The organism is Natronococcus roseus, from assembly GCF_043677095.1.
Taxonomy (GTDB): domain Archaea; phylum Halobacteriota; class Halobacteria; order Halobacteriales; family Natrialbaceae; genus Natronococcus; species Natronococcus roseus.
The window spans coordinates 43010-60375 of record NZ_JBHLJR010000004.1; the positions used below are offsets into that span (position 1 = coordinate 43010).

At 68.7% G+C, this 17366-nt stretch carries 15 protein-coding genes and 1 tRNA gene; 4 read left to right on the plus strand and 12 right to left on the minus strand.

Annotated features, from left to right (window positions below; all coding sequences use genetic code 11):
- The first annotated feature begins 82 nt into the window (after nucleotides 1-82).
- Both ACFEMD_RS11210 and ACFEMD_RS11215 read left to right on the plus strand, forming a co-directional pair.
- Entirely contained in the window at nucleotides 83-1039 is a 957-nt protein-coding gene (locus ACFEMD_RS11210; RefSeq protein ID WP_394741093.1) for an oxidoreductase, read from the plus strand.
- A 58-nt stretch (nucleotides 1040-1097) separates the two neighbouring features.
- On the plus strand, nucleotides 1098-1436 hold the full coding sequence (locus ACFEMD_RS11215) for a ferredoxin (RefSeq protein ID WP_394741094.1): 339 nt from the start codon (nucleotides 1098-1100) through the stop codon (nucleotides 1434-1436).
- 33 nt (nucleotides 1437-1469) lie between these two features.
- Here the strand turns inward: ACFEMD_RS11215 and ACFEMD_RS11220 are convergent, their stop codons facing one another.
- Nucleotides 1470-1991 (minus strand): OsmC family protein, encoded by a 522-nt coding sequence (locus tag ACFEMD_RS11220; RefSeq protein ID WP_394741095.1) that lies wholly within the window; start codon nucleotides 1989-1991, stop codon nucleotides 1470-1472.
- 123 nt (nucleotides 1992-2114) lie between these two features.
- Here ACFEMD_RS11220 and ACFEMD_RS11225 point away from each other — a divergent pair.
- Nucleotides 2115-2198 (plus strand) — tRNA-Leu (locus ACFEMD_RS11225).
- Nucleotides 2199-2461: 263 nt separating this feature from the next.
- Here ACFEMD_RS11225 and ACFEMD_RS11230 read toward each other — a convergent pair.
- The 5 genes from ACFEMD_RS11230 to nadA all read right to left on the minus strand — a co-directional run bounded on the left by ACFEMD_RS11230 (nucleotide 2462) and on the right by nadA (nucleotide 10080).
- Complete coding sequence (locus ACFEMD_RS11230; RefSeq protein ID WP_394741096.1) at nucleotides 2462-5536, minus strand: PAS domain-containing sensor histidine kinase; 3075 nt, start codon at nucleotides 5534-5536, stop codon at nucleotides 2462-2464.
- Between the two features lie 321 nt (nucleotides 5537-5857).
- Nucleotides 5858-6541 carry an RNA 2'-phosphotransferase gene (locus ACFEMD_RS11235; protein WP_394741097.1) on the minus strand — a complete coding sequence of 228 codons (684 nt, stop codon included), beginning with the start codon at nucleotides 6539-6541 and terminating at the stop codon, nucleotides 5858-5860.
- 54 nt (nucleotides 6542-6595) lie between these two features.
- The gene (nadC, locus tag ACFEMD_RS11240) at nucleotides 6596-7417 is read right to left on the minus strand and encodes a carboxylating nicotinate-nucleotide diphosphorylase (protein ID WP_394741098.1); all 822 of its coding nucleotides are present in this window, start codon (nucleotides 7415-7417) and stop codon (nucleotides 6596-6598) included.
- Nucleotides 7414-8940 (minus strand): L-aspartate oxidase, encoded by a 1527-nt coding sequence (locus tag ACFEMD_RS11245; protein WP_394741099.1) that lies wholly within the window; start codon nucleotides 8938-8940, stop codon nucleotides 7414-7416. The genes nadC and ACFEMD_RS11245 overlap by 4 nt, the downstream gene beginning before the upstream one ends.
- 6 nt (nucleotides 8941-8946) lie before the next feature.
- Nucleotides 8947-10080, minus strand: coding sequence for a quinolinate synthase NadA (gene nadA / locus ACFEMD_RS11250; protein WP_394741100.1), 1134 nt, complete (start codon nucleotides 10078-10080; stop codon nucleotides 8947-8949).
- A gap of 202 nt (nucleotides 10081-10282) precedes the next feature.
- Between nadA and gfo6 the strand changes: the two genes are divergently transcribed.
- A complete protein-coding gene (gene gfo6, locus ACFEMD_RS11255; protein ID WP_394741101.1) occupies nucleotides 10283-11353 on the plus strand; it encodes a D-xylose 1-dehydrogenase Gfo6 in 1071 nt (356 codons plus the stop codon).
- Here gfo6 and ACFEMD_RS11260 read toward each other — a convergent pair.
- From ACFEMD_RS11260 to ACFEMD_RS11285, 6 genes are all read right to left on the minus strand, one after another.
- Complete coding sequence (locus tag ACFEMD_RS11260; RefSeq protein ID WP_394741637.1) at nucleotides 11311-11658, minus strand: DUF2267 domain-containing protein; 348 nt, start codon at nucleotides 11656-11658, stop codon at nucleotides 11311-11313. The genes gfo6 and ACFEMD_RS11260 overlap by 43 nt on opposite strands.
- Nucleotides 11659-11709: 51 nt before the next feature.
- Nucleotides 11710-12687 carry an LLM class flavin-dependent oxidoreductase gene (locus ACFEMD_RS11265; RefSeq protein WP_394741102.1) on the minus strand — a complete coding sequence of 326 codons (978 nt, stop codon included), beginning with the start codon at nucleotides 12685-12687 and terminating at the stop codon, nucleotides 11710-11712.
- A 73-nt stretch (nucleotides 12688-12760) separates the two neighbouring features.
- On the minus strand, nucleotides 12761-13522 hold the full coding sequence (locus ACFEMD_RS11270; RefSeq protein ID WP_394741103.1) for an E3 ubiquitin ligase: 762 nt from the start codon (nucleotides 13520-13522) through the stop codon (nucleotides 12761-12763).
- 82 nt (nucleotides 13523-13604) lie between these two features.
- Nucleotides 13605-14828, minus strand: coding sequence for an ABC transporter permease (locus ACFEMD_RS11275; protein ID WP_394741104.1), 1224 nt, complete (start codon nucleotides 14826-14828; stop codon nucleotides 13605-13607).
- Complete coding sequence (locus ACFEMD_RS11280; RefSeq protein WP_394741105.1) at nucleotides 14825-15613, minus strand: ABC transporter ATP-binding protein; 789 nt, start codon at nucleotides 15611-15613, stop codon at nucleotides 14825-14827. The genes ACFEMD_RS11275 and ACFEMD_RS11280 overlap by 4 nt, the downstream gene beginning before the upstream one ends.
- 147 nt (nucleotides 15614-15760) lie before the next feature.
- The gene (locus ACFEMD_RS11285) at nucleotides 15761-17335 is read right to left on the minus strand and encodes an amidohydrolase (RefSeq protein ID WP_394741106.1); all 1575 of its coding nucleotides are present in this window, start codon (nucleotides 17333-17335) and stop codon (nucleotides 15761-15763) included.
- Between the last annotated feature and the right edge of the window lie 31 nt (nucleotides 17336-17366).

A 17366-nucleotide genomic window follows, 5' to 3' on the forward strand; every position in this document is an offset into this window, starting at 1 on the left:
GCTCGGCGGAGCCGGATCGATACCCGATTCGCCCAAACGATGCAACGGCCACGCTTAGGGGCACGCCTCCCTTGGCTGTCGTATGAACTGGACGGCTGCGGACATTCCCGACCAGAGCGGCCGGACGATCGTCGTCACGGGAGCCAACAGCGGGATCGGCCTCGAGACGACCCGCGAACTCGCGCGCAACGGCGCTCGGGTGATCATGGCCTGTCGAAGCACCGATCGAGGCGAACAGGCGGCACGCGAGGTCCGCCGGGACGCACCCGACGCCGAACTCCGCGTCGAGGAGTGTGACCTGGGCGATCTCGAGTCGGTTCGGGCCTTCGCCGATCGGCTCGAGGGCGACGAGATCGACGTCCTGATCAACAACGCCGGCGTCATGGCGATCCCCCGTTCGGAGACCGAAGACGGGTTCGAGACCCAGTTCGGCGTCAACCACCTCGGCCACTTCGCGCTAACCGGTCTGCTCCTCGAGAACCTCGCGACCGACGGCGAGGAGCCCGCGCGGGTCGTCACCGTCTCGAGTGCCGTCCACGAGCGGGGACGGATCCGCTTCGAGGACCTCCACGGCGAGCGATCCTACGACGAGTGGGAGGCCTACGCCCAGTCGAAGCTGGCGAACGTGCTGTTCGCGTACGAGCTCGAGCGACGCTTCCTCACCGCCGGCGTGAACGCCGACAGCGTGGCAGTGCATCCGGGCTACGCGAACACGAACCTGCAGTACCGAGGCCCCGAACAGCGGGGCAGTCGGCTCCGGATGGCGGCGATGAAACTCATGAACGCGGTGATCGCCCAGCCGTCCGCGACGGGCGCGCTGCCGACGCTGTACGCCGCGACCGCGCCCGAGGCCGAGGGCGGCGCCTACTACGGCCCCGGCGGGTTCGGGAACATGCGCGGGACGCCCGAACGCCAGGCCTCCTCGGACCGATCCTACGACGAGGAGACGGCCCGCTGGCTGTGGGCGGTCTCGAGCGATCTGACCGACGTCAGCTACGACCTCCCGGAACCGAAAGCCGGCGTGCCGGCGCGGAGCTGACCGATCGTCCCTCGAACCGACCGTAACGCGAAAGGCGATTCGGCCGAACCTCTACGCAATGAACAACGAGGAGATCACGCGCGCGAGCGACGTCGGCTCCGCGGACGCGCCGCCGGTCTCGGAGAAGCCGTACAAGATCGTCTTCGAGGCCAACAAGTGCTTCGGCGCGGGCAAGTGCGCCGAGGTCAGCGACAACTGGGGGATGTCCCTCGAGTCGGGAATCGCTCAGCCGGAGGTCTACTTCTTCGGCGAGGACGATCTCGAGCACAACGTTCGGGCCGCGGAGGTCTGCCCAGCCAAGAAGGGCGACGGCTGTATCCACGTGATCGACCGCCGCACGGACGAGGAGATCGCGCCAGATCCCCACGGCGACGGCACGCTGAGCGTCGACTGGTAGCGACGGCGCGGCCCCGACGTGTCATTCGTCCGATCAGTCCGCCCCGCCCTCCCGGAACGTCCACTCGGTCTCGAGGGCCGACGGCTCCGCGAGGGTCTGGTAGACCACGCAGTACCGCTCGGTGTACTTCTGCAGTGCGGCCTTCGTATCGTCGTCGACATCGCCGTCGACGGTGACCTCGAGGCGGATGTCCTGGAAGCCGACGGGTGCGTCCGCGTCGACGCCCATCGTCCCGCGGAGGTCGAGGTCGCCGCTGGCCTCGACGCCGATGTCGACCTCGAGGCCGAAGTTCTCCGCGACGGCCTGGGCGGTGAGCTGCGAGCACGCCGCCAGCGCGCCCAGCAACAGATCGCCCGAACAGGCGCCGGTTCCGGGACCGCCGGCGCCCTCGTGGAGTTCGGCCTCGTAGATCGCCCGGCCGATGTCCACGTTACAGCTCCGGCTGTCGTCTTGCTCCTCGCCGGTCGCGGTCAGCGTGATCTGGGCCGCTTCGGGGTTTTGCTCGTACTCGGCCTTCAGCGGCTCCTGCTCCTCCTGCAAGTTACTCTCACCCATACACCCTCGATAATCGGCCGCTCCCCAAATAACTACGCTCCGACCTCGGTCGACCGACGCGGGGGTGAGCGAACACCGAAACACACATTCCAGCACGGCGACTACCCTCGAGCGCACTTCTGTGCGAGGGTAGCCAAGCAGGCCAACGGCGGTGGGCTTAAGACCCGCTCCCGTAGGGGTCCGAGGGTTCAAATCCCTTCCCTCGCATGCTACCGCGAACACCCGTGAGCGGTAGCTGCGAGACGAGGGGATTTGAATCAGACCGAGGTTCTGCGAGCGGAGCGAGCAGGTTCTCGGGCGTGGTTCGAATCCCTTCCCTCGCAGTTCAAAAAACCGACGAGCCCTGCCTCGAGCGAACCGGCTGCTCCGACGTCGCCGAACGAGACACGCGAGACGCCGGTGCGTCGTTTCCCGTAGTCTCGGCTCGAGGACATCCGTCGACGCGATTCCCTTCGACGATCGACCGACCGTTACGACTCCTCGACCGCCGGGAGCGTAACGAAGACCGTCGTCCCCTCACCGGGGTCGGAGTCGACCCAGATCTCGCCGTCGTGGCGCTCGACGATCCGCTGACAGAGCGCCAGCCCGATCCCCATTCCCTCGTGCTCGCCGCGGCCGTGGAGGCGCTGGAAGACCTCGAACACGCGCTCCTGATCGCCGGGGGCGATCCCGATCCCCTCGTCGCGGACCGCGATCTTCCACGTCCCGTTCAGTCGCTCGGCGTCGACGCGGATCGTCGGCGGCTCGTCGCCGCTGTACTCGACCGCGTTCTCGAGCAGATTCTGGAACAGCTGTCGGAGCTGGCTGGCGTCGCCGTTCACCCGGGGGAGGGTTTCGACCGTCACGTCGGCACCGCTTTCCTCGAGCCGGAGCTGAACGTCGTCGAGAACGTCCTCGAGGAGCCGATCGAGATCGGTCGGTTCGAAGGAGCTTCCGCCCGTCTCGACGCGAGAGTACGCGAGCAGGCCGTCGATCATGCTTCGCATCCGCTCTGCACCCCCGATAGCGAACTGCAGGAACTCCTCGCCGTCGGCGTCGAACAGCTCGCCGTAACGGCTCTCGATCAGCTGTAGATAGCTCGAGACCATCCGCAGGGGCTCTTGTAGGTCGTGGGAGGCCGCGTAGGCGAACTGCTCGAGGCGTTCGTTCGAGGTCTCGAGTTGCTCGATCGTCTCCTCGAGTCGTCGCTGATACTCGCGGCGCTCGGTGATATCCGTGACCGTAACGACCGCACGACGCACGTCTCCGCGTTCGTCTCTGACCGGCATCCCGTGTTCCATAACGATCCGCCGTTCGTCGTCGAACGTCCGGATCTGGTAGACGTTCGGTTCGGTCACCTCCTCCCCGCGGAGCACCTGGGACATCGTCCGCTCCTCGAGTTCGACCGGCTCGCCGGAGTCGGCCCAGACGGCGGCGTACTTCTCGTACTCGGCGACGGAGTCGGCGTCGAAGACGTCCCCGCCCCAGATCTCCCTGGCCGCGGCGTTGGCCCTGATCAGCGACCCGTCCGCGTCCGCGACCACGGCGCCGACGGGCAACACTCGAAACAGCGTCTCGAGCTGCCTGCGTTGCTTCTCGGCCTCGAGCTCGGCCCGTTTGCGCTCCGTGATATCGGTGAGCGCGCCGGGAAACGTCTCGGCCTCGCCCGCCTCGTCGCATTCGACGTGGCCGCGAGCGAAGACCCAGCGGATCTCGCCGTCGGCGTCGCGAACGCGGTACTCCGCCTCGTACTCGCCGCAGCGCTCGAGGGCGTCCTCGATCCGTGCGACGACCCGGTCGCGGTCGTCCTCGTAGATCGACGACAGCACCCGCTCGAGGGGGACTCCCTCCCGCGCCCGCTCCGGATCGAGCCCGAACGTTCGCGCGAAGGAGGCGCCGGTAACGAACGTGTCCTCGGCGACGTTCCACTCCCAGGTGCCGACCGCGCCGGCCTCGGTCGCGGCCTCGAGCTGTTCTTTGGTCTCCTCCAGGTACTGCTCGCGTTCCCTGCGGTCGGTGATATCCCGGAAGTAGACCGAGATCCCGGTTTCCGAGGGGTAGAGGTTCGCCTCGACCCAGAATCCGAGCGTGTCGTAGTAGAGCTCGTAGCTGGTCGCCTCCTGGGTTTCCCGCGCCGTCTGGAACGCGTCCCAGACCTCGTCGAGCTCGGCGGCGGACGGAAAGACGTCCCAGAGGCGTTCGCCGAGCAGTTCGTCCTCGGGACGTTGGAGGAGGTCCTCGGCGCGGTCGTTAACGTGGGTGAACCGGAACTCCTCGTCGACCGCGTAGAACGCGTCGGAGATCCGCCCGAAGACCTCCTCGAGTTCGCTCTCGAGCCGTTGCTCGCGCCGCCAGCGCTCGGTCATGTCCCGCGTCACCTTCAGGTAGCCCCGGTGGGTGCCGTCGGCGTCCCGGACCGCCGTGATGGTAACGTTCGCCCAGAACCGCGCCCCGTCAGCACGGACGCGCCACCCCTCGTCCTCGAACGAGCCGCGCTCGGTCGCTCGCTCGAGGTTCCGCTCGGGGACGCCCGCCGCGCGGTCCTCGGGCGTGTAGAAGACCGAGAACTCCTCGCCGAGGATCTCCTCGCGGTCGTACCCCTTGATCCGCTCGGCGCCCGTGTTCCAGCTGATGACGCGACCGTCGGGGTCCAGCCGGAAGATCGCGTACTCCTCGATCGCGTCGACCAGGGAGCGAAACTCCTCTCTGCTCTCCCGGAGGGCGCTCTCCGAGCGCTTCCTGTCGGTGATATCGTAGTAAAACTCGATCCGCCCGCCGGCGTAGCGGCCCGACTCGATCGGCTTGCTGTAGTGTTCGAGCCACCGACCGTCGCGACCGTCGCCCGCCGTGACACGGCACTCGAAGCGCTCGATGTAGCTGTTGTCGTCGTAGGTGGCCAATACGGTCTCGGCGAACCGCTCGGGATCCTCGAGTTCGTATTTTACCGTTTCCTCCACCAGCGTCCGTTTGTCGCGGCCGACGATCGCGTCCCGATCCAGTCCGAAGTACCGCTCGATGGTCTCGTCGGCCCACGCGACCTCGAACGCGTCGTCGAGGACGAACACCCCGATGTCGGCCTCGTCGAGGACGTCGGTGACGGATCCCGACGGCGCATCCGGGGACTCGAACGTATCCAGTCGTCGCTTCGGCTCGGTGCGGTCCCGCACTACGCCGATCGTGGCCCGAAGCTCGCCGTCGTCCGCGAGCGGATTGACCCGGAGTCCGCACGGGACGATCTCGCCGGTGGCGGTTCGAACGCCCAGTTCGAACGTTTCGTTCCCCTCACTCGTTCCCTCGAGATGCGCCGAAACCGCGTCCTCGATGGCTGAAACGTCGTCGTCGTCCAGAACCAACGAGACGTGTTCCCCCAAGAGTTCGTCCCGTTTGTAGCCCGTCATCTCGACGAGACCGTCGTTGACCGCGACGAAGGTCCCGTCCGCATCGAGTTGATAGACGCCGTCGTCGATCGCACCGACGAGCGTCCGATACCGCTCGAGTGCCGCGTCGTCGTCGACGCTCCCCCAGAGCCGTCCGTCCCCTTTCTCGGGACTCGCTCCCGTACCCATGTCCGCGAAATGGCTACCGGAACGGATAAATTTCCTGTCGACTCCTGGTACCAGTCCGCAAACAGCGGGCCTGCGCGACCGTCTCGACGCGGACCGATCCCGGCAGCCCGTGGATCCTGCCGTTCGCGAGTTCGACCGCCTCCGCGTCGCTCTCGCTGCCGGTCTCGAGGGACCGTGTCCGCCGCGACGGTGATCGACCCGCTCACCGCCCAAGTACGGCGCGTCTCAGTCCGCGTCGGATACAGCGGAGGATCCGTCACGGGCGGCCCTCGTCCGATGCCGAAAACGGGAACCGACCGAGTCTGCACCGTCGCTCCCGCTCTAGCGGCGGGGATCGTCGCTCGAGCCGAACTTCTCGAGGTACGCCGGCGGCACCCGATCCGCCGTGTACGTCTCGCGGCCGCGTTTCGTGATCCGGTGGCCGTCGGCGAGCATCCCCGCGGCGTCGACGACGAGGACGACGGGATCGCTCGCGTGGCGGCTCCCGACGCGGTGGGCTGCCCCGTGGCTTTCCGAGAGGTGGACGTGCTGGCGGGACATCGGCTGGAGCCCCGACTCGCGGATCGACGCGAGGTTCTCCGGGGCGGTGCCGTGGTAGAGCTCGTCGGGCACCGGCGCGTCGGTCGGCTCGAGGTCGACGTCGACGGAGTGGCCGTAGGCCGCGCGGACGCGGTCGCCGCTCCCGTCGCCGTCCGCCCCGCCGGTTCGCTCGAACCGCCCCTTCGGATCGGTCGCGATCACGGCCGCGATACGGTCGGGTCCCGCCCAGTCGTACTTCCGCTCGACGACGGCAGCAAGCGCCTCGAAGGGTGTCCACCCCCGCTCGTCGAGTTCGAGGCCGGCGTCGCCGGGGAAGTGTCGGAGGGCACCGCTCGCGAACTTCGAGAGGCGACGCCGTCGCTCTCCCGAAAGTAGCTCCGTCCCACGACCGCCACAGCGCGGACAGGTCCCGTCGTCGGTCGCGAACGGCCCGTGATCCGCGCAGGTTCGGACTGGCTCCGTCACGAGAGAGCGATGGGCGCTCGAGGGCCAAAAAGGTCGTGCGCGGAGCGACGCGCTCTACGCGGTCTCCTCGCCGGTTCGAAAGGACAGATCCAGCGCGGGCGCCGAGTGAGTCAGCGACCCCATCGAGATCACGTCGACGCCAGTCCCGGCGTACTCGGGGACCTCTTCGAGTCCGATCCCGCCGCTTGCCTCTGTCAGCGCGTCAGTCTCGGCGAGCAGCTCGACCCCCGTCCGGGTCTCCGCGGGCGTCATGTTGTCGAGCAGGACGACGTCCGCACCGGCCTCTACGGCCCGGGGGGCGTCTACCGGGGACTCGACCTCGACTTCAATCTGCGTCGCGAACGACGCCCGCTCCCGGAACCGCGAGACGGCGTCCTCGAGACCCAGCTCGGCGACGTGGTTGTCCTTGACCATCACCATATGGGAGCAGTCGAGCCGGTGGGTGTCGCCCCCGCCGGCGACGACGGCCCGCTTCTCGAGGCCCCGCAGGCCGGGCGTCGTCTTCCGGGTCGCGGCGATCCGGACGTCGTCCGACTCGGTTCGCGCCTCGTCGACCGCCCTGCGGGTTCGGGTCGCGATGCCCGAGGCGTGCCCGACCAGGTTCACCGCAAGGCGTTCGCCACGGAGAACCTCGCACGTGGCCCCCGCGACGCGGAGGAGTTCGTCGCCGGGCTCGATCGGCGACCCCGCCTCGAGCGTCTCGAGGACGTCGATACCGAGATACTCGAAGACGGCGCGGGCGGCCTCGAGTCCCGCCGCGACGCCGCTCTCCTTCGCGACGAGCCGACCCGTCGTCTCGCCCGGAACTCGGTTCGTGACGTCGTGGTGGCCGACGTCCTCGCGGAGCCAGCGCTCGACCTGCGCGTCGGTGATCATCGAGGGACCTCCCGCTCGGCGGTCGGCGAGTCCTCGCGGACGAGGTGGTGACAGCCCCGCGATTCCGCGTTCTCGCCTGCAGCCCGCGCGATCAGCAGCGCGGTGACGCAGGCGTTTCGAAGCTCGTAGAGCTCGCGGGAGGTCCTGGTTCGGGTGTAGGCGTCGATCTCCCCCTTGAGCCGCCGGAGGACGGCGCTCGCGCGGGCGATCCCGTCGGGGTCGCGCTCGAGGCCGAGCTGTTCTGCCATTGTTCGCTGCAGCCGCGCGAACTTCTCGGCGGCGAAGCGCTCGGGCAGCGCGGGGTCGCTGTCCCGGAGGGCGGGGGCGTCGAAGATCTGGGGGCTCACTTCGCAGCTGGCCGCAGCCTCGCCCGCCCGCAATCCCCAGACCAATCCCTCGAGCAGGCTCGTGCTCGCCAGGCGGTTCGCGCCGTGGACGCCCGTCCGAGCGCACTCGCCGACGGCGTACAGTCCCTCGAGGCTCGTCCGTCCGCGGTCGTCGACGTCGATCCCGCCACAGAGGAAGTGTTCGCAGGGCGCGACCGGAATCTCGTCGCCCTCGATCCCGCGGTCGCGACAGTTCTCGGCGATGCCGGGGAACTCGTCCTCGAAACCCTCCTCGAGCGTCCGTACGTCCAGGAGGACCTCGCCGGTCCCCTCGCGTTCGGTTTCGACCGCGCGAGCGACGACGTCTCGGGGTGCGAGTTCGCCGTCGGGGTGGTAGTCGGGCATAAAGCGGTCGCCGTCCGCGTTCCGAAGGACGGCGCCCTCGCCGCGCAGCGCCTCCGAGAGCAGGAACGGATCCTCCCCGTCGAAAGCGGTCGGATGAAACTGCACGTACTCGAGGTCCGCAACGTCGGCGCCCGCGAGCGCGGCCGTCGCGATCCCGTCGCCCGTCGCGCCGTCGGGGTTCGTCGAGCGCGGATAAAGCGTCCCGATTCCGCCCGTCGCCAGCACCGTCGCCCCGGCGTAGACGGGGTGGCCGGTCGCGCCCTCGTCGGTGAGGACGCCGTGGACGCGGCCCTCGTGGGTAATCAGCTCGAGCGCCGCGGTATCCTGGCGAACCTCGATGCGCTCGTGGTCGTCAACGTAGGCCAGAAACGGGCGAAGAATGTGAGTCCCCGTCGCGGCGTCGACGTGGAGGATGCGTCGCTCGGAGTGGGCCGCCTCGCGGGCGTAGTCGAACGCGCCGTCTGCGCGCTCGTCGAAACCGATTCCGAGGGTCTCGAGGAGGACGTCCTCGACGGCCGCGTCGGCCTCGCGGACGAGGACGTCGACGGCGTCGGGATCGGCGGTCCCGTCGCTGGCCGCGAGGACGTCGCGTTTCAGCGCCTCGGGATCGCCGCGGGCGGTCGAGATACCGCCCTGGGCCCAGTCGGTGCTGGCGTCGGCGGGGCGCTCGGCCTTCGTCACCAGCAGTACCTCCGCGTCCTCGCGTGCGGCCTGCAGCGCGGCCGCACAGCCCGCGATGCCGCTGCCGACGACGAGGACGTCCGCGGTGTCGTGGGGTGGTGTCTCGGACATGGTCGATCAGAGCTCCAGCATGCGCTCGAGCGCCAGCTCGGCCAGCTCCTTCTCTTCGGGGGCGACCTCGATTACGTTGCGCTCCCGGCCCGCGACCAGCTCCTCGAGGACCCACGCGAGGTAGTTGGGGTCGATCTGGCGCATGGCGTTGCAGTCCATGCAGGCGTCGCCACACAGCGGCACGACGTTGACCTCGGGATGCCAGCGCTGGAGGTGCTCGGCGAGGTGGATCTCGGTGCCGATCGCCCACGTCTCGCCGGGGGCGGCGTTCGCGACCGTCTCGCGGATCGTCGCCGTCGAGCCGACGACGTCTGCGGCCTCGACGACCTCGCGGCGACACTCGGGGTGAACGACCACGTTCGCGTCCGGCTGCTCCGCGCGAACCTGCTCGACGTGGGCCTCGCTGAAGCGCTCGTGAACCTGGCAGTAGCCGTTCCAGAGGATCAGGTCCTTCTCGGCGACCTCTTCGGCGTCTTTTCCCTCGGGATCCCACGGATCCCACGTAACGGTCTCGTCGGCCATTCCCTGGCGGTGAGCCGTGTTCTCCCCGAGGTGCTTGTCCGGGAGAAAGAGGACCTTGTCGCCGCGTTCGAGGGCCCACTCGAAGGCTTCGTGGGCGTTCGAGGAGGTACAGACCAGGCCGCCCTGGCTCGCACAGAACGCCTTCAGATCGGCGTAGGAGTTCATGTACGTGATCGGGACGATGTCGGCGTCGGGTGCGGCCTCCGTAATCTCCGCCCAGGCGGCGTCGACCTGCAGCGCCTCGGCCATCCCGGCCATCGGGCAGGAGGCCTCCATCGACGGGAGGATCACCGTCTGGTCGTCGTCGGTGATGATGTCGGCGCTCTCGGCCATGAACGTCACGCCGCCGAAGATCACGTACTCGGCGTCGGCCGCGGCCGCCTCCTTCGAGAGCCCGTAGGAGTCGCCGACGAAGTCGGCGTGCTCGACGATCTCCCGTCGCTGGTAGTTGTGCCCGAGGACGACGACGTCGTCGCCGAGGATCTCGAGGGCGGCCTCGATCCGTTCCGTTCGTTCCTCCTCTTCGAGACCCCGATACTCCGAGGGAAGCTGTTCGAGATGGTCGTATTTGAACAGACTCAGGTCGGTTTCGATCTCCGCGGTTTCCATTTTTGCCATTCGTCTTTCACGTGGCTAGAATTACACACCGACCACTATTGAATAACTTTTCTATTCGATACGGTAGCATGGATAGGTACCACTCGCTGGTGACCGAACGGAACGATAAATACCGCTCAGTACGTCGCGGCGATCGGTTCGCTCGGCCGACGGTCCGATAGTCGTGAAATACGCCCTTGTCGTTCCGGTCCGTACGCCGGTTATGGGACTCGAGAACGCGTTCGCGAACTTCGCCCGGCGCGACTGGCAACGGGATTCGGCCGAGGGGACGGTGCGGATGGCCGTCGTCGGGATCGGCGGCTTCGCGCGCAACCGGGCGCTGCCGGCGATCGGCGAGAGCGAGCACTGCCGGACGACGACGCTGGTCACGAGCGATCCCGACCGGGTAGCGTCGCTCGCGGAGGACGTCGGCGCCGACCGTGCGATCGACTACGACGCCTATCTGACGGGCGAGGCGGCCGACGCCTACGACGCGGTCTATATCGCGACGCCGAACGCCACCCACGGCGAGTACGCGATCGCCGCGGCCGAGCGCGGCAAGCACGTCGTCTGCGAGAAACCCCTCGAGACGAACCCCGAGGACGCCCGCGAGGTCGTTGACGCCTGCGCCGACGCCGGCGTCGTCCTGATGACCGCCTACCGACTCCAGACCGAGCCCGCGGTCCGACGGACCCGCGATCTGATTCGCGAGGGCGTCCTCGGCGAGATCGTCCAGGTCCACGGCGGCTTCTCGCACCCGCTGCTCGAGCATTCGGGACCCGACACGTGGCGGCTCGATCCCGAGCTGGCCGGCGGCGGCGCGCTGGTCGATCTCGGGATCTACCCGCTGAACACGGTCCGGTTCCTGCTGGAGTGCGATCCGACCGGCGTCTACGCGAGGACCCACTCGAGCGGGGAGCCCTTCGATCGGGTCGACGAACACGTCGCCTTCCAGCTCGAGTTCCCGACGGGAGCGACGGCCTCCTGTACCGCGAGCTTCGACGCCCACGCCAGCAGTCGGCTCGAGCTGATCGGCACCGACGGGATGGTGTCGATCTCCTCGCCGTTCGGCGGCGTGGTCCCACAGGAGATGGTCGTCGAGAGCGGCGACGTCCGCATGGAGTACACGGGGCCGCCGGTCGACGAGGTCCGCGAGGAGTTCGACTACTTCGGTTACTGCGTGCTGACCGGTACCGATCCGGAACCGGACGGCGAGGACGGGCTCGCCGACCTGCGAGTCATCGAGGCGGCCTACGAGTCGGCGGACTCGGGGCGACGGATCGACCTCGAGTAGAAGGAACCCTGGCGGGATGGGCGACAGTCGGACTGCTCCCAGGGCTGGGTTTCGGCGTCGACCAGTTCGAACGGCTCCTCGAACTCGGCGGGGAGTTGGCGTTCGACGTTCGCGATCTGATCGCCCGGCGTCGTCTCGCTCAGGAGCGCGATGACGGCTTTCGTTCGGTAGGTGGTGTCGGCCCGATCGACGTTCGAGGGCGTAGAGTAGGAACTCTCGAGGTCGAGATCCTCGTAATTGAGCCGCTCGCGGATCCGGTCGACGAACTCGTCGAGGTCGTAGGTGTAGCCGTGGTCGCCCTCCAGGAGAAGCGCAAAGTCTTCCCCTCGACCGTTGCAGCCCGCTTTTTCGCCCCGCTACCGATCGGGCGCGAGCGTCTCGATCGTCAGCTCCGTCACCGCGCTCGAGGCGGGGTCGGGAACGACGACGATCGGGTGGTCGATCACGGTGTCGGCGACGAGGGACTCGAGGCGATCCCGGGCGTCCTCGGGCGTTCCCGCCACGCCGAGGTCGGCGACCAGCTCGTCGGTGACGGCGTCCGCGGCCGCCCCTCGCTCCCCCTCCCGCCACGCCTCGGCGATCCGCTCCGCTTCGTCGGGGTAGGCCGCGCCGACGGCCCGTCGGTACCCCTCGCCGCTGCCGACGTAGTAGGCGACGTGGCCGCGGATCGCGTCCCGGGCCGCCTCGAGATCCTCGCTGACGGCCGCGGGGACGTACGGTGCGACGGCGATCTCGTCGGGATCTCGGTCCCGCTCTCGGGCCGCCGTCGCGATCTCATCGAAGGCGTCCTCGAGCCGCGAGAAGGGGATGTTGTGCGGGATCCAGCCGTCGGCGAGCCGGCCGACGACCCGGCGGTTCGCGGGACCGAGTCCCGCGTGGTAGATCGGCGTCGGCACCTCGAGGGAGGGGAAGTCCTTCGCCTCGAGCAACTCGCCGTCGTACTCGACCCGACCCTCTCCCCCGATGAACGCGCGGACGAGCTCGATCGTCTCGTGGGCGCGCCGCACGGGGCGGTCGAAGCGTTCGCCGTGAAGGTCCTCGATCGACTTCTTCGTGCTCGTGCCGACTCCGAGGACGAACCGGCCGTCCGAGACCCGCTGCAGCGAGGCCGCGGTCATCGCGAGGACGGCCGGCGAGCGCGAGTAGACGTTCAGGATCGCCGATCCGATCCCGAGCTCGTCGGTCCGAGTCGCGATCTCGGTCGCCCGGACGACGCCGCTCTCGCCCCACAGTTCGGGCAGCCAGACGTCGTCGTATCCCAGTTCCTCGGCGCGAACGGCGATGTCGGCCTCCGAGAGCTCGTCGGTGCTCGTCGTCAACAGTCCCGTGTCCATGGACGGCCCGACGAGGGGCGTGGACAAAAGCGTCGGTGGCGCCGCCGGGATCGACGCAGCGTCGCCCCGTCGCTCAGAACAGCCCCGACGAGGGCAACAGCCAGACGCCGACGCCGATCGCGAGCAGACCGCCGGCCAGCCAGGGCAGCTGTCGCCTCACGAGCAGCCGCGCCGTCCCCTCCTGGCCGGCGTTCGAGACGACGAACGCCGGCGTTCCGTCGCCGTCGCTCACGACCGCGCTCACGTCACGCATCGTCTCGCGGGCGTCGACGTCGTAGCTCGACTGGCCGAACACGTACGCCTCGCCGCCGGGATCGAGTCGACGCTCGTGGTACCTGCGGTCGTTTCCGGTCGCGAGCTCGACCACCTTCAGATCGAGCGAGGTGTTCTCGGACTCGAGGTCGGACTCGTGGGCGAGAAACTCCCGAATCGGCCCGGGTTCGGGCTCGCCGCCGTCGACCTCGATCGTCGTGTCGGTCGACAGCGCCAGCTCGGCGCCCGCGGGCTCGACCCGGACGCTCGCGGTCGCGTCCTCGAGCCGGAACGCCGTCGCATCCTGTCCCTCGTCGACGGTCTTCCACGAGGAGTTCTTCCCGCTCGAGCGGTACTCCTCGACCTCGTACTCGTAGGCGAGCGCGTCCGTTCCCGTGATCGGTGCCCGAAGCGGGTCGCCGAGCGACGTCGCGGTTCCCGCTACTTCGACCGGGCCCTCGGCGCGCTCGACCGCGACGACGTCGTCCGTTTCGCCGCGGTAGACGTGGTAGGCCGGCCTGAGTTTCAGACAGCCGATCGCGAGGGCGACGAGCCCGCCGAGGACGAGCAGTGGGCCGAACATACGTCCGTATCGTCGCGAGATGACAATAACGATACTGGTTCGAAATCCGATACGTTGGCGCCGGGATCGCCCCCGGATGCCGCTACTCGTGGCGTAACGCCTCGATCGGATCGACCCGCGCGCCCCGCCAGGCGGGGTAGAGCCCGGAGACGACCCCCACGCCGATCCCGACGGCGACGGCGATGGCGACCCACTCGAGGGGGTACACCATCGGCCAGCCGAGCAGCCACACCCCGAGGTAGCCGAAGCCGAGGCCGGCGGCGACGCCGACGACCGCGCCGATCACGCCGAGGACGACCGACTCGACGAGAAACAGCTGCATAACGTCGCGCTTCGTGGCGCCGACGGCCTTCATGATCCCGATCTCCCGGGTTCGCTCGGTGACGCTGACGATCATGATGTTGGCGATCCCGATCGAGCCGACGACGAGCGCGATCCCGGCGACGGCACCGATGAAGACCGTGAGCTGTCCGACGAGGTCGTCGAACTGCTCGATGGCGTCCTCGACGGTTTGGACGGCGATCTCGTCGTCGTCCCCTTTCAGCTCCGCGGCGTGGGAGTCGTCCTCGAGGTAGTCGACGGCGGTCTCCTGAACCGGGTCGACGTCGTCGAGCCCCGCGGCGCCGATCTGCAGGGTCGGGTACGCCCGCTCCTCGTCGCCGTCGGGCGTCTCGACGGTCGTCGTGTAGTGTTCGTCGGCGGGGACGAACGCCTGCGGCGGCGTCTGCTCGCCGAGTTCGCTCTCGACGACGCCGGCGACCGTCACGGTCGTCGTCTCGCCGTCCTCGAAGGTGAGCTCGAGTTCGTCACCCGCCGAGACGTTCCCCTCGAAGGCCTGGCCGGCCTGCTCGTTGACGACCGCCTCGTCCGCGCCGTCGAACGGCCCGCCGTCGACGAACGTCGCGTGTTCGAACCGATCGGCCGTGGTCGCCTGGGTGTCGACGACGCCGGTCAGTTGCTCGTCGTCGGCTGTCGTCTGGACCACGTCGAGCGATCCCTGTGGCGCGACGTACTCGACCCCCTCCCGTTGCTCGAGCGCGTCGACGTCGCTCTCGGTGTAGATCGGCGTCTCGACCAGCATGACGCCGAACCCGTCCTCCGGCGTGGTCTGGGTCTGGACCGTCATCGCGGGCTCCTGCTCGGCCTCGATGTCACCGACGATGTCCTCGGAGAACCCGCCGCCGAGCACCATGAACGTGATGACGGCGGCGATGCCGATGATCACGCCCAGGGTCGTCAGCGCCGAACGCAGCTTGTGGGCCCTGATCGAGCGCCAGCTGATCCGCAGGCTCTCCCGAAGGTTCACGCTTCACCCCCCTCCGTCGGTTGGCGTTCGTCGCTCCCTGCGGCGCGCCCGTGCTCGCGAGCCGTCACGTCGCGGGCGTCGCTCAGGTGCTCGAGGGACTCGATCTCGCCGTCGAGCAGGTGGACGACGTGGTCGGCGTACTCGGCGACCGCCCGCTCGTGGGTGACCAGCAGGATCGTCGCGCCCGCCTCGTTGAGCTCGACCAGGAGCTCCATGATCTCGGCTTCGGTCTCGGTGTCGAGGTTCCCTGTCGGCTCGTCGGCCAGTACCAGCGTCGGCTCGTTGGCCAGCGCCCGCGCGAGGGCGACCCGTTGGCGCTGTCCGCCCGAGAGCTCGCTCGGCTCGTGTTCGAGGCGGTCGCCGAGACCGACTCGCTCGAGCAGAGTTCGCGCCCGTTCCCGTCGATCGGCGTCGACGCCGTCGTGAAACACCATCGGTAGCCGTACGTTCTCGACGGCGGTCAGCCGCGGCATCAGGTTGAACGTCTGGAAGACGAACCCGATCTCGGTGCCCCGCAGCCGCGCCCGTTCGGTGTCGGACAGTTCCCCGACCGAGTGTCCGTCGACCTCGATCCGTCCCTCGTCGGGCGTATCGAGACAGCCGACGAGGTTCATCAGCGTCGATTTTCCGGAGCCGCTCGGCCCCATAACGGCCGTGAACGACCCCTCGCCCAGCGACAGCGAGACGCCGTCGACGGCGTGGACCGGCTCGGCGAGGTGGTACGTTCGGCGGACACTCTCAGCCGTTACCGCGGCTGCCCCCGGACCAGTGTCGTGTGCCACCATCCGTCATTGGATGTACACGACTTGTCGTCTTAACCCTTACAACATGACTGACAACCGATATATTCGATAGCTCCCGACGGAACCGATCGGTCGGCGCGTCGTCGACTCCCAACGGCTCCCGTAGCGGCAGCGTCGGATCGGTCCCCGTTAGCGCTCGAAGACGACCTCGCCGTCGACTATCGTCATCGTCACGTCGATTCCGTCGATCCGGTCCGGCTGAGTCCACGGCGAGTCCTCGAGCACGACGATGTCGGCCCGTTTGCCGACCTCGAGCGTTCCCAGTCGGTCCTCGTCGAAGCCGGCGTAGGCCGCTCCAGAGGTGTACGCCCGGATCGCCTCGGTAACGGAGAGCCGCTGGGCGTCGGTCGACGCGTTCACCGCGTGGTGGATCCCCAGCAGTGGATCCAGCGGCATACAGTCGGATCCGAAGGCGAGGGGGATCCCGTGCTCGAGGACCCGGCGCAGGCGGTTCGTCCGGTTCCGTCGCTCCCGCCCGAGGCGCTGGTCGTAGAGCCCGTCCTCGCCGGCCCACTGGTGGAAGTTCGGCTGCATCGAGGCGACGATTCCCGCCTCGGCGAGTCGCTCGAGTTGGTCGTCGGTCGCCAGCTCGAGGTGTTCGATCCGGTGGCGCGAACCAGCGGGGTCGGCGGTCGTCTCGAGGGCCGACAGCGCCTCCTCGATCGCCTCGTCACCGATGGCGTGGGCGGTCACCTGAAAGCCGGCGCCGTCGGCCTGCGCGACGATCCCCCCGAGTTCGTCGGGGGTGATGACCCACTCCCCGTCGTCCCCGGAATCGGGCCCCGCCTCGCTCTCGTCGGGCTCGTAGGGGTCGAACAGCTTCGCTGTCCGCGCGCCGATGCTGCCGTCGGTGTAGGTCTTGATCGCGCCCGTCTCAACTCGGTCGCTGCCCGCGTTCGTCGCGAGCCCGAGCTCGATCGCACTCTCGAGGTGATCGGCCCAGTAGTTGATCCGCACCCGGATCGGCAGCTCGCCCGCGGCTTCGAGGTCGCGGTACACTTGCGGTGAGCGGGAGTTGCGAACCATGTCGTGGACGGCCGTCACGCCCTTCTCGGCTGCGCGCTCGAGGCCCGCGGTGACCAGCTCCCGGGTCTCGTCGTAGCCGGGGGCGATGTGCTCGCGGACCCGCTCGGCGGCGTCCTCGACGACGACCCCGGTCGGCTCCCCGCCCGCGCGGCGAACGTCGTCCCCGGGGAGTTCACCCTCGAGTTCCCGAAGCGCAACGGAGTTCAGCGACGCGGCGTGCATGTCGATCCGCAGGGCGACGACGGGACGGTCCTCGCTCACCTCGTCGAGCTGCTCGCGGGTGAGGTAGCCGTCGTCGCCGTCCCACTCGCTCTCGTCGTAGCCGAAGCCCTGCACCCATCCGGATTCCGTCTCCGCGGCCCGCTCGTCGAGGCGATCCAGACAGTCCGCCGCGTTGTCGGCGCCCGAGAGGTCGGCGTGGACCAGGTATCGGCCCGCGTTCTCGACGTGGGTGTGGGCGTCGATAAACCCCGGAAGCACGACCCGCCCCTCGCAGTCGATCCGCTCGGTCTCGACGCCCTCGAGGAACTCGATTTCGTACGTATCGCCGACGCGGACGACCTCGCCGTCCCGGACGGCCAGGGCCTCCTCCGGGTCGGGTTCGGCCTCGTCGTCGCCGTCGCCCGCGAGCGTGTAGATCCGCGCGTTCGTCACCACCAGATCGGCAGCCTCGGTCATAGGTGAGATCCCACACGCGAGGAGCAAAACG